This window comes from Vagococcus entomophilus, assembly GCF_003987595.1.
In the GTDB taxonomy this organism is placed as follows: domain Bacteria; phylum Bacillota; class Bacilli; order Lactobacillales; family Vagococcaceae; genus Vagococcus_E; species Vagococcus_E entomophilus.
Genome location: NZ_NGJZ01000001.1, coordinates 77,043 through 89,017, shown reverse-complemented (window position 1 = coordinate 89,017; position 11,975 = coordinate 77,043). Strand labels below are relative to the sequence as shown.

At 37.8% G+C, this 11,975-nt stretch carries 12 protein-coding genes and 1 other RNA gene; 3 read left to right on the top strand and 10 right to left on the bottom strand.

Annotated features, from left to right (window positions below; all coding sequences use genetic code 11):
* The first annotated feature begins 71 nt into the window (after positions 1-71).
* The 3 genes from CBF30_RS00415 to CBF30_RS00405 are packed head-to-tail and all read left to right on the top strand — an operon-like array spanning position 72 to position 3,143.
* Complete coding sequence (locus CBF30_RS00415; protein ID WP_126821651.1) at positions 72-1,232, top strand: SPFH domain-containing protein; 1,161 nt, start codon at positions 72-74, stop codon at positions 1,230-1,232.
* Between the two features lie 19 nt (positions 1,233-1,251).
* A complete protein-coding gene (locus CBF30_RS00410; RefSeq protein ID WP_126821649.1) occupies positions 1,252-2,343 on the top strand; it encodes a TFIIB-type zinc ribbon-containing protein in 1,092 nt (363 codons plus the stop codon).
* Positions 2,340-3,143 (top strand): TPM domain-containing protein, encoded by an 804-nt coding sequence (locus tag CBF30_RS00405; RefSeq protein ID WP_126821647.1) that lies wholly within the window; start codon positions 2,340-2,342, stop codon positions 3,141-3,143. Before CBF30_RS00410 ends, CBF30_RS00405 begins: the two co-directional genes overlap by 4 nt.
* A 192-nt stretch (positions 3,144-3,335) precedes the next feature.
* On the opposite strand, the gene CBF30_RS00400 is transcribed toward CBF30_RS00405, so the two are convergent.
* The 10 genes from CBF30_RS00400 to CBF30_RS00355 form a co-directional block, all read right to left on the bottom strand.
* Positions 3,336-4,559 carry an MFS transporter gene (locus CBF30_RS00400; protein WP_126821646.1) on the bottom strand — a complete coding sequence of 408 codons (1,224 nt, stop codon included), beginning with the start codon at positions 4,557-4,559 and terminating at the stop codon, positions 3,336-3,338.
* Positions 4,560-4,673: 114 nt separating this feature from the next.
* The gene (locus tag CBF30_RS00395) at positions 4,674-5,144 is read right to left on the bottom strand and encodes a MarR family winged helix-turn-helix transcriptional regulator (protein WP_126821645.1); all 471 of its coding nucleotides are present in this window, start codon (positions 5,142-5,144) and stop codon (positions 4,674-4,676) included.
* Positions 5,145-5,584: 440 nt separating this feature from the next.
* Positions 5,585-5,671: signal recognition particle sRNA small type (gene ffs, locus CBF30_RS00390), an RNA gene on the bottom strand.
* Between the two features lie 30 nt (positions 5,672-5,701).
* Positions 5,702-6,217, bottom strand: coding sequence for a tRNA adenosine(34) deaminase TadA (gene tadA / locus CBF30_RS00385; RefSeq protein WP_126821644.1), 516 nt, complete (start codon positions 6,215-6,217; stop codon positions 5,702-5,704).
* 130 nt (positions 6,218-6,347) lie between these two features.
* Positions 6,348-6,683 (bottom strand): hypothetical protein, encoded by a 336-nt coding sequence (locus CBF30_RS00380; RefSeq protein ID WP_126821643.1) that lies wholly within the window; start codon positions 6,681-6,683, stop codon positions 6,348-6,350.
* A gap of 68 nt (positions 6,684-6,751) precedes the next feature.
* Entirely contained in the window at positions 6,752-7,456 is a 705-nt protein-coding gene (locus tag CBF30_RS00375) for a zinc metallopeptidase (RefSeq protein WP_126821642.1), read from the bottom strand.
* A gap of 175 nt (positions 7,457-7,631) precedes the next feature.
* A complete protein-coding gene (locus tag CBF30_RS00370) occupies positions 7,632-7,973 on the bottom strand; it encodes a zinc ribbon domain-containing protein YjdM (RefSeq protein WP_126821641.1) in 342 nt (113 codons plus the stop codon).
* Between the two features lie 35 nt (positions 7,974-8,008).
* Positions 8,009-8,386 carry an OsmC family protein gene (locus tag CBF30_RS00365; RefSeq protein WP_126821640.1) on the bottom strand — a complete coding sequence of 126 codons (378 nt, stop codon included), beginning with the start codon at positions 8,384-8,386 and terminating at the stop codon, positions 8,009-8,011.
* 161 nt (positions 8,387-8,547) lie between these two features.
* Entirely contained in the window at positions 8,548-9,990 is a 1,443-nt protein-coding gene (locus CBF30_RS00360) for a glycoside hydrolase family 1 protein (RefSeq protein WP_126821639.1), read from the bottom strand.
* Between the two features lie 28 nt (positions 9,991-10,018).
* On the bottom strand, positions 10,019-11,899 hold the full coding sequence (locus tag CBF30_RS00355; RefSeq protein ID WP_126821638.1) for a beta-glucoside-specific PTS transporter subunit IIABC: 1,881 nt from the start codon (positions 11,897-11,899) through the stop codon (positions 10,019-10,021).
* Between the last annotated feature and the right edge of the window lie 76 nt (positions 11,900-11,975).

Genomic DNA, 11,975 nt, shown 5'->3' with positions numbered 1-11,975 from the left:
TAAAATAAAATTTTCTACAATAGAATATGGTACAATAGAAACAATAAATAAAAATTAAAGGAGTAACTATTATGGGTCTTATAAAAGCAGCAACAAGTGCAGTTGGAGGCGGTTTGGCTGATCAATGGCTAGAGGTCATTGAACCAGATGAACTTTCCGGCTCGACCGTTATGACATCTGGCGTAGCCGTTCGCCAAAATGATCGTCGTGGCTCTAACAAAAAGGGGACCGAGGGCGTCATCTCTGATGGTTCTGTTATTCATGTCTATCCAAACACAATGATGTTATTAGTAGATGGCGGTAAGATTATTGATTATACTGCTGAAGAAGGTTACTACACTGTGGATAATCAAAAAGCGCCTTCCATGTTTACCGGAAACCTCAAAAGTGCGATTGAGGAATCGTTTAGCCGGTTCAAGTTCGGCGGTGTCACTCCTCAAAAACAAACTGTTTATTATATTAATTTACAAGAAATCAAAGGCATCAAATTTGGGACAAGTAGCCCCCTTAACTATTTTGATAATTTTTACAATGCTGAATTGTTTTTACGTGCTCACGGCAACTACTCAATTCGAATTGTCGATCCTATATTATTTTTTAAAGAAGCCATTCCAAGGAATTTAGACACTGTCGATATTAGTGACATCAATGAACAATACCTTGCTGAATTTTTGACAGCTCTTCAAACTTCGATCAACCAAATGTCCGCTGCAGGCGAGCGTATCTCTTACGTTCCTTCAAAAAGTATGGAATTAAGTAAGTATATGGCGAATGTGTTGGACGAAGACTGGCGCTCTATGCGAGGAATGGAAATCGTCTCGGTTGCTGTAGCGAGTATTTCTTACACCGACGATTCAACTAAATTAATCAACATGCGCAACCAAGGGGCGATGCTCGGGGATCCATCTATCCGTGAAGGATTTGTTCAAGGCTCAATTGCCAAAGGCATGGAAAACGCCGGCTCTAATCCTAATGGAAGCATGGCCGGATTTATGGGAATGAATGCAGGAATGAATGCTACTGGTGGATTTTTTGCACAAGCTTCCGAAAGCAATCAGCAACAAATTCAGGCACAAAACGAGCAACGAGCAGCACAGCACCAAGAACCACAAGCTTCTGGTGGTATACAAATGCGCTGTAGCGCTTGCAAACAGGTCGTTACTATCACGAGTAAGTTACCAAAATTTTGCCCTGAGTGTGGGCAACCATTTCAAGGTTTACCATTAGATTAATGATGAAAGGACAATTTCTATGAGCGAAACTGTAATCACACATAAATGTCCCAATTGTGACGGTCCTTTACTTTTTGATCCTAAAAATCAACTGTTTCATTGCGAGTACTGTGGCAACACTTATACCGAAGCTGATTTGTTCATTCAAAAAAAACCTACAGACTCTGTCGCAACAGAAACTAAAGAACCAACTAACTCTACCACCTTTAGTTCACAACAAGCTGGTGCAGGTGAAGCCTCTTTATTTTTATGCCCTAGTTGTGGTGCTGAAATTGTCACTGATGCAACTACCGCAGCAACTTACTGCTACTATTGCCATAATCCAGTAGTTCTTTCTGGAAGACTCAGTGGCGAGTTTTTGCCTCAATCTTTAGTTCCTTTTCAAATTACCAAAGAAGAAGCAACTGAAAATTTTTTATCTTGGACAAGGAAGAAAAAGTTCATTCCAAAAGATTTTTTCAGCAAAAAACAAGTTGAAAATTTGACGGGGGTCTATTTTCCCTATTGGAACGTTCACGCAGAGCTAACAGGCGAATTATCTGCTTTAGCCAATTCTGTCAGTGTTTGGGTAGTGGGCGATGTGGAATATACTCAAACGAAAAAGTTTTCCCTTTTTCGTAAGGGAGCTATTTCGTTTAAAGACTTAACCAAAAATGCATTATCAAAAAATACGCCACAAAAAATGGTTGAAGCAGTCCAGCCGTTCACTCTTGAAGAAGCCCTTCCCTTTCAAACTGAATATCTGGCTGGATTTCAGGCCGAAAAAAGAGATATCGAATATGCTAGTATGGATGAAGAAGTCAAGCACGAGCTTAACCATTACTCAGCAGAGCTACTTTCTGATACGATTTATGGCTATACAACGGTTTTTCAGCGAGAATCCTCTGTTGATTTAATCAAACAACAGCAAGATTATGTCTTACTCCCTGTTTGGCTGGTCACGTACCGCAGTAAAGGGTCTGATAAAAAAGTCTACTATTATGCAATGAATGGCCAAACCGGAAAGGTAAGCGGAGTTTTACCCATTAACAAACTAAAACTCGGATTATTTTCTGCTGGCGTTTTTCTGAGCGTTCTTATTTTAGCTTTGATTGTGGGGTATTTATTATGAAAAAGACATTTATTGCTCTGTTTTTCGGGGTTTTCTTCTTTTTTCTTCCTGCAAGTGTTCAAGCGGCAGATACTCGTATCATAGACCAAGCGAACTTGTTTACCAGTGAACAAAAACAATCACTAGAAACTAGTGTTCAAGCGGTTAAAAAATCAGTCAATATGGATCTCGTAATTGTCACTACGAATAGCACAAATGGCAAAAGTTATACGGAGTATGCAGATGATTATTATGATCAAAATGGCTATGGAGTTGGAAAAAATAAAAGTGGCGCCTTACTATTGATTGATATGAAAAATCGACAAATCCAAATTTCAACTGCTGGTAAAATGGTTGCCTATCTTACTGATAAGCGTATCAATACCTTATTGACACGTTTACAAACTCCGCTTCGTGAAAATAATCCAGCAAAAGGAGTAGAACTATTTCTTGAAGGCGTTGACTCATACTACCAAAAAGGCATTCCCAACGGAAAAAGTTACGATGAACAGACTGGAAAAATACTTCGAGTTCACTCTTTATCCCCACTCAAAATTTTTGTTGCATTCCTTATCGGTGGCATCGCAGCAGGTATTTTTTATTTTAGTATCCTAAGAAGATATCAACTAAAATCTGGGACCTACACTTATCCTTACCGAGAGAAAGGCGATTTGACACTCGAAGATCAACAAGACCTGTTAGTTGATACCTTTATGACCACCAGAATTATTCCTAAAAACAATGACTCTGATGGTGGTGGAAGTTCTACTCACATGTCGAGTGGTGGCCAGTCTCACGGAGGCGGCGGTACAAGCTTTTAACGTGCTTATTTCATTTTATGAAAGTAAATAACCAAAAGAAGCCAAGCTCATAACGCATAAGTTATGAGCTTGGCTTTTACTATCCGAATAAACAATATTAACAGAAACAACACCTATAAAAATGAACTGAAATGAACAAAAATCTGTATAGATTCTTGCTTACTTATCAGATTCATACACTTTTCCCCCACCCTATTTTTTCTTTAAAAGAACGAACATAGCCGCAAGTAAAAAGACAACACCAAAGTAAGCGGGGGCCGCCTGGCTCACAACCAAATAAGCTTGCCCTCCTGCAATTGGTCCAATAATTCTAGCCAACGATTGAACGGCTTGGCTACCACCTTGCACGCTGCCCTGTTCGTTTGACTGAGCCGACTTTGAAAGTAAGCCATTAAAAGCAGGAGACAAAACAGAATCACCAAACCCAAAGAAAAACATGCCTAGAATAAAGAGCGGAAATGAAACAAAGGACGCTGACAACCCAATACATACATATCCTACTATTTCAGCAAAAATCCCAATATAAACAATCTGCCGATCATGAAATTTTTTTAATAATTGAGGCATGAAAAAAGCTTGAGAAATGATATCTTGTAACCCCATTATCGAAAAAATAAAGCCAATGATTAATGCTCTAGAATGAAAAATATCTACGATGAACTGAGCCAAAATCGCCTGCATGGCCCCATTTGGAATCCACAATAACAAACCTGAAAAGAGTAAGCGACCGACCATTTTTAGTGAAAACACCTGTGCTAATTGTAAAAACGGATTGAACTTTTTTAGAGTCAGGCTCAGCAAACGATTTTCTTCTTTTAAACTTTCCGGCATAAAGAAAGCACCATATCCAACATTGACTAACGTTAGAATTGCACCAAAATAAAAGGGGACTTGATTGCTAAATAAACTACTTAGGATTCCCCCTATAGTCGGTCCCATAACAGAACCAATCCCTGCAATCGCACTTGCCCAGCCAAAATACTTAGTCCTTTGATTGCTCGGAGTAATATCTGCAAAGTAGGCAAAAATCATCCCGATGCTGCCACCTGATATCCCCTCAATTATGCGGCCTAAAAACAGAACCCAGAGCTTCCCCCCTAATCCAAAAATAAACAATCCGATTGCCGAGCCCAACAGACTAGTGAGTAAGATTGGTCTTCTACCGTAGCGGTCACTGATTGCCCCTAGTACAGGAGCAGAAAGAAACATACAGCCTGCATAAACAGACGTAAGTAGCGTTACAAAAAAGGCCTGTTGCTTGGTGTCCAAAACATAAGGTTTGACTAGAAAAGGAACCACAGGATTTACAATACTAAAACCAATTGCAATCAAAAAGACCGAAACAAATCCAAATATTAGTGCATGTCTGTTACCAAAACTTTTATCATAGAAAGAATGATGATTATTTGTTGACATTAAACCTCTCCTTTTTGTTTCCTAAGAAACATAAAAAGTATAACTCTTTTTGGTTTCTTAGTCAACAAAAAAACAAATCAAGTGTTGCATTACTTGGTTTGTTTTCTACTCTCTCTATTTATTGTCAGGAAATTGCTTTTTTGCTATTTCGAGGTCCAAATGCTGACTGTAGCGTTCTGTAAAACTTAATACCTTGTCAATTTGCTCTGGTGTGAGCTCATCCAATATTTCTTTATCTCGCTGACGAAATTCTTGGTGCAATTTTTCATGGATATCAAATATTTCATGCCCTTTATCGGTTAAACAAAAATAGACTTCTTTTTTATTCTCTTTTTTTTGATAACGGACAATTAATTTTTTATTGATCAGCTTTTGCGTTAGTTTACTAATAGCCCCCTTCGTCATAAAAAAAGCTGTTGCCAACTGCGTCACATTCGTTTCCGGATGTTTGCCGATATATTCAATACAATGAACCTCAGACGGACTGTGCCCCGCTAAAGCTTTTTCCATCTTTAATTTGTTGAGCCAAGCCATTTTATTAAATACTTGCCTTATTTCCAACATCATTTGTTCTTCTTTGCCCATCTTGCCACCCTCCAGACACGTTTTTCCCTTTCATTATAGCACAAGAAGCTTATCGTAAAAAAACGATACTAGCATTCACGAAGTACAACCTGATTCGTGAGTTCGTAGTTGACTAATTATAGGCTTTATTCTTTATCTTCAATTTCTTAAAAATCATCAGTGAATATATCTACCTTGGACTGCTATTTTCTCCTTTCCTCTAGTTTAAACACTGCTGTTGAGCGAGTTTTCATCGAGCTAATTTTTGCTGGTAGCCCATAAAACCCCTTTGCTAGCTATGAGCAAAGGGGTTTTTAGATATACTGTTTGTGATAAGAATATTTGATCAAGGAGTGCTCTCATTATTATTCATTATGATATTTTGCTAATCACGGGAACTTTCTAAGATTTGCCTTAGCCTTTTTAACAAAAAAAATAAGCCAAAAGGCTTGTAACTAAGTTATTTAATCAAGCACATGGCAAAACTTACTTAGTGCTGCTTCCTTCCGGACCTGACACGCTTCATAAGCTCACCATTGCTCTAGCCTTTCGGCAAAACTATTGTATCATTTCACAGTCTAGATATCCAGTCTTTTTTTCATCTTTTCTTCTTTTTTTCGTCGTCTCAATACTTGAAAAAAATTAGTCAGCAGCTGCCCACACTTTTCCTCCAAAATTCCAGACTCTACATAAGCCACGTGATTGAATCTGTCATCTTGCAATAAATTCATTAACGTTCCTGCTGTACCTGCTTTTTGATCACTTGCACCAAAATAAACCTCAGAAACTCTAGAAAGTATCATCGCACCACTACACATGGGACAAGGTTCTAGCGTTACAAACAATTGGGCTTTTTCAAGACGCCAATTAGCTACATGTTGACAAGCTTGACGTATTGCTTGCATTTCAGCATGGCTTGTAGCATCTCTCGTTTTTTCTCTTAGATTATGTCCCCGACCAATAATTTGCCCATCCAGAACAACAACAGCGCCGATTGGTACCTCTTGCTGTGTTTGTGCTTTGTACGCTTCGTTAATTGCTTCATTCATGAAAAATTCTTTTTCTTCCTCTGTTAACGTTGAGGTCCTTTCCATCTCCCCATTACTCCTTTTCATCTGTTTCTTTTCATATGTTACCACATACTGCAAATAAATTGCTGATCTTTATAATAAAAAAAGGCCGGAAAAGTTTCCAACCTTTTTTAAGCTAAAAAGCTTTAAATGCTTATAACCAATTATCTGCTAAATTAGTCAAGAAATTTTTGGCTTTTTCAGATGCCTCTTTTGCAGTATCACCTGAAACCGAGATTTTTTTCTTACTTTCTTCAATTTTTGATAAAATGTTTGAAACAGAGCTGACTTCTTCTTCTGATAAATCGTTAACCACCGTTAGCAGCTTTTGATTCCCACCTAATGTATTATTGACAAATTGTTTAATCTTTGACCGTTTTTTTGCCGATTTAATCTCTTTTACCACATTTTCAGAAATGAAAACTGCTGAAACAGTCCCAACAAATGCAACCGCTCCAATTCCTAATAATACCTTTGTTGATGTTTTCATAAATCTTCAGCTCCTTTTTTCTTCTAGCTCAATCATACCATACCCTAAAAAAAACAGGTATCAAAACGCTAGTCATCTCTACGATTTCCGCCAAAAAGAATAATTAACCTTACTAACTGCAACAATGTAGCTACCGCAGCAGCTACATATGTTAGGGCTGCCGCAATCAACACTTGGCGCGCCATAGGTAATTCTTCTGCATCTAAAATATTTCCTTCTTTTAAAATGGCAAGAGCCCGCCTTGAAGCATTAAACTCTACAGGCAACGTTACGACCTGGAATAAAAACGCTAAAGAAAAACAGAAAATCCCAATATTGATCAAAAGAGAGCTCCCTCCCAATATGACTCCTAAAATAATTAATGGAATAGAAACTGTTGATCCTATGTTCGCTACTGGAACCAGACTTGCACGCAATTTTAGCGGTGTATAATTCACTTGGTCTTGTACTGCATGTCCACATTCATGCGCTGCCACACCAAGAGCTGCCACAGAACTAGAGGGTCCGACAGCTTGGGAGAGACTCAGCACTTTTGTTTGTGCATTATAATTATCGGTCAAATCACCCGATATTTGTTGCACACCAACATTATGAATGCCAGAATAATTTAAAATAAAACGTGCAGCATCTTCTCCTGTGTACCCCTTTTTGTTGCGAACTTTGCTGTATTTTTGGTAAGTATAATTCACATATCCTGATGCTGCCATGGATAAGAGCATCCCAATAATCACTAAAATAAACGTTCGATCAAAGCCAAAGTAAAAACTTCCCATTTTTATTCCCTCACTTTTTTTATATTGTACTTAGTCTAGCATATTTTTTTGAATTTATTTTAATAAAAAATAGAACTTTTACAAAAAATAACATTTTAAATAAAAAGGCGAGCCTGAAACATAACTCAAAAGTTATGTCTCAGGCTCTTAGTATCCCAAACTCGTTCTTGCCTATTTAATTCTTTTTAACAAATTCAGACTTTAATTTCATTGGACCAAAACCATCAATTTTACAATCAATATTGTGATCTCCTTCGACCAAACGAATATTTTTTACTTTCGTTCCCATTTTTAATGGGGTCGAACTTCCTTTTACTTTCAAATCTTTGATAACTGTTACATTGTCTCCTTCTGAGAGCATGTTTCCATTAGAATCTTTCACTACCAATCCAGTTTCTTCTGGTTCTTGGTCTGTATCAGATGACCACTCATGTGCACATTCGGGGCAAACAAACAAGCCTCGATCTTCATAAGTATACTCCGAGTTACAATTTGGACAATTTGGTAAAGTTGACATATTCAAGCTCCAATCATTTTTTTTGATAGTTTATGCTACGCAAAAATTAATTTTTCACAAACTTTTACACCATCATTTAACGATTGAACAACTGGACAATTTCGGTTAATCAACTCAAGTGCACGAATGGCACGTTCTTGGTTTTCTTCTGCAATTTTCATTTTGAACTCAATTTGAACCAATTGTAAAGGTTGTGCTTTTAACTCTTGAGAACGTTCGTAAGTCACACTTACATCCAGAAGTACATAGCCAATTTCTGATTTTTTTAAAATGGACTGATAGACATAGGTTCCACAAGCCGCAATACTTGCCACTAACGCTTCAACTGGTGAAAAGCCAATCTCTTTTTTCAGCTTCCAATTTCCCATACTATGAACCAATTCAATACCGTCTTTCCCTTGTATCAGTTCCATTTTTCTTTTTCCTTTCATCCAACCGTTTTGGTTTTATTTGTTTTGTGTAACTTCCCTATCGGCATTTATGCAGATTATTCTGCGCATGTTAAAATCACATTAGCATGAATCACAAGGGAGCGCAACCTTTATTATCAATATGCTTTTCAAAAAGTTTTGCTTTATTTTAAATCAGCTCCATTAGTTGTAATAATATTCTTATACCAATAAAATGATTTTTTTCGATACCGTGCAAAACTTCCCTGTCCCTGATCGTCTAGATCAACATAAATAAAGCCATAACGTTTTGACATTTCTCCTGTAGAAGCACTAACTAAATCAATACATCCCCAGGGAGTATAGCCAATCAAGTCCACGCCATCTTCAATTGCTTCCGCCATCGTCTCGATATGTGAACGCAAATAATCAATTCTATAATCATCCGCTACATAGTAGTGCTCATCCGGTTGATCAAACGCACCCAACCCATTTTCTACGATGAAAAGGGGCTTTTTGTAACGATCATACAATTCATTTAGCGCAATCCTTAGGCCTGTTGGATCGATTTGCCACCCCCATTCACTAGCTTTTAAGAATGGGTTTGCTACTCCTCCTAGTAAATTGCCTGAGACACTTGTTGCTGTTGTGCTTACCTTATCCACTACTGTTGACATATAATAACTAAATCCAATATAGTCTACTGGATAATCTCTTAGTAGCGCCAAGTCTCCCTCTTCGAATTGCGGTTGTTCAACTCCATATTTTCTCCATAAACGTTTTGAAAAAGTGGGATACTCTCCTCTAACTTGAACATCCGTGCAATAGTAGTTCATTTCCTGATTTTCTTGTAATGCTGCTAACTGGTTTTTAGGATTCGAATCAAAAGCATAGGTGGTTGCGTAAAGAATCATACACCCAATTTTCAAATTAGGATCAAGCTCATGCGCGATTTTTACAGCTAAGCTGCTTGCTACAAATTGGTGATGGAATGCCTGAAAAATCATTTGCTTGTCTAATGAACCATTTGATGGGACTAGCCCTTGACTGAGTGCTGGGAAATGAAAGGCACCATTAATTTCATTGAACGTCATCCAATAATGTACTTTTTTATGATAACGAGTCAAGATTACCCGTGCATAATGCTCATAGAATTTGACTAATTGACGATTTTTCCAGCCTCCATATTTGGTGACCAAATGCAGGGGCATTTCATAATGTGATATTGTCACAACTGGTTTAATATTATACTTCAGACATTCATCGAAAAGTTGATCATAAAATTCTAGTCCAGCTTGATTTGGTTCTTGTTCATCTCCTTTAGGAAAAATCCGACTCCATGCAATCGACAGTCTATAGCATTTAAAGCCCATTTCAGCAAACAAAGCAATATCTTCTTTGTAGTGGTGGTAATGATTAATCCCTTGGTGATTTGGATAATAATAAGTTGCCTCATCAATTGTCCAGACAAACTCTTTGCTTTTTAAAACTTCAAATTTTTTCTTTCCACCAGGCATCGTATCTGCTACTGACAGTCCCTTTCCATCCGTTAAATAAGCTCCTTCTAACTGGTTGGCTGCTGTTGCGCCACCCCATAAAAATCCTTTTGGAAATTTGTTGTTTTCCATCAATTTTTCCTCCTTCATTTCGTTTTGATTATTTGATAATAGTTAAAAAACTTGATTGCGCAATGATTTCTGGCCCTTTCACCTCCACAACATCTAAGAAATTTTTACTATTAGTAATAACGATTGGCGTCGTAACCGGATGTCCTGCTTGCACAATTTTTTCCAGATCAAATCGAACAAGTAATGTTCCTTTTTTAACAAAATCTCCTTGTGAAACGAATAATTCAAACCCTTCTCCTTTCATTTCAACTGTATCAATCCCAATATGCATCAAAACTTCAACCTCATCCTCTGTAACCATTCCAACAGCATGACCAGTAGTAAATACCGTTGTGATGACTCCATCTGCTGGTGCATATAACTCTCCATTCGTCGGCTGAATAGCCGCACCTTTTCCAAGAGCGCCTGAAGAAAAGACCGAATCTTCTACTTTACTTAAAGGTAAAATCTTCCCATCTAAGGGGCTAGCTAAAACAATACGCTCACTTAATACAGATCTTGAAGCTGCCGTTTGTCCTTTTAGCTCTCTTCTTGCCACCGATGCTGCCGAATCTTCAAAACCCATGATTAAAGTCAGCATAATCGCTCCTAAAAAGGCAATGATTATGCCAATAACCGCCATATATATCCCTTCTAATTGGGAAGTTTTGGGATTGATAAATCCTGGTAAGCTCAGCAAGCTAACCAAACCAAAACTATAATTTTTAACTTGAGACAAGCCAACAAATGCTCCACCAATCGCACCAGAGATACACGCTGCCAAAAAAGGTTTCTTTAGAGGTAAGGTGACTCCATAGACAGTTGGTTCAGTAATTCCAAATAAGGAGGTAATAAAAGAAGAAATAGCAAGCCCTTTTAGTTTGATATTCTTGGTCCGAAAAAAAACGGCTAATGCAGCTCCACCCTGCGCAATCACTGCAGGAAGCAACATAGGAACCATTGTATCAAAGCCAGCTCTATTTAAATTGAGCATCATGATTGGGACAAATCCCCAATGCATTCCAAATATAACAAATACTTGCCAAAATCCCCCCATCACAGCACCTGCAAGCAGCGGGCTAAAGGAATAAATACCGTTGTACGCACTACCCAATAAATAGCCAAGGACTGTGCCAATTGGTCCTAGCGCAACAAATGCCAGCGGTCCTAGGAACAAGAGTGTAAATAATGGAACACAAATGATTTTCAAAAAATCAGGCACAATTTTTTTAAAAAAACGTTCGACATATTTTTGGATAAATACAACTAGAATAATGGGAATGACAGAAGAAGTATACCCACTCGTTCCTAGAATAATTGGTATTCCTAAGAAGAAGAGCTGCGAATCAGCTGCAGCAACTGATGTAATTGCAGGATAAACCAGGGCCATAGCTAATGTAACAGCTAGATACTGGTTAGTATCAAACTTTTTAGCTGCTGTAAAAGCTAACATGATTGGTAAAAAAGTAAATACCCCATCTGCTAATGCAAACAGTATTTGGTACTCACCAGAAGAAGCTTTCATCCATCCTAGCGCCACCGCTAGTGTCAAAAAACCCTTTAACACTCCCGTCCCTGCCATAGCACCTAGAAAGGGGGGAAAAATAGAAGAAATAACATCAATAAATTGATTCAAACTGCTCCCTTTTTCATCATTTGAAGTTTTCACTCCCCCTTGACCTAGTGTACTTATTTTCATCAATTCACTGTAAACCTCGTTAACATGAGAACCTATAACAACTTGATATTGTCCCCCACTTTGAATGATTTGAAGGACCTCTGAATGCTTCTTTAAGCTTTCTGTATTAGCTTTTTTCGCATTTTTCAGTTTAAATCTTAGCCGAGTGGCACAATGAACAACTGATTGAACATTGGCCTCACCCCCGACTAATTCTAAGATTTCTTTGGCAATTTGCTGATTATCCATCATTTTCCCCCTTTCATTTAAAATAAAAAAACTAAACGAATAAAAACAACATGCACCAATCATGCTATCTTTTGTTCGT

Coding starts and splice junctions, on each gene's coding strand:
- CBF30_RS00415 (WP_126821651.1), top strand. CDS start 72: ATGGGTCTTATAAAAGCAGCAACAAGTGCAGTTGGAGGCGGTTTGGCT.
- CBF30_RS00410 (WP_126821649.1), top strand. CDS start 1,252: ATGAGCGAAACTGTAATCACACATAAATGTCCCAATTGTGACGGTCCT.
- CBF30_RS00405 (WP_126821647.1), top strand. CDS start 2,340: ATGAAAAAGACATTTATTGCTCTGTTTTTCGGGGTTTTCTTCTTTTTT.
- CBF30_RS00400 (WP_126821646.1), bottom strand. CDS start 4,559: ATGTCAACAAATAATCATCATTCTTTCTATGATAAAAGTTTTGGTAAC.
- CBF30_RS00395 (WP_126821645.1), bottom strand. CDS start 5,144: ATGGGCAAAGAAGAACAAATGATGTTGGAAATAAGGCAAGTATTTAAT.
- tadA (WP_126821644.1), bottom strand. CDS start 6,217: ATGGAAAGGACCTCAACGTTAACAGAGGAAGAAAAAGAATTTTTCATG.
- CBF30_RS00380 (WP_126821643.1), bottom strand. CDS start 6,683: ATGAAAACATCAACAAAGGTATTATTAGGAATTGGAGCGGTTGCATTT.
- CBF30_RS00375 (WP_126821642.1), bottom strand. CDS start 7,456: ATGGGAAGTTTTTACTTTGGCTTTGATCGAACGTTTATTTTAGTGATT.
- CBF30_RS00370 (WP_126821641.1), bottom strand. CDS start 7,973: ATGTCAACTTTACCAAATTGTCCAAATTGTAACTCGGAGTATACTTAT.
- CBF30_RS00365 (WP_126821640.1), bottom strand. CDS start 8,386: ATGGAACTGATACAAGGGAAAGACGGTATTGAATTGGTTCATAGTATG.
- CBF30_RS00360 (WP_126821639.1), bottom strand. CDS start 9,990: ATGGAAAACAACAAATTTCCAAAAGGATTTTTATGGGGTGGCGCAACA.
- CBF30_RS00355 (WP_126821638.1), bottom strand. CDS start 11,899: ATGATGGATAATCAGCAAATTGCCAAAGAAATCTTAGAATTAGTCGGG.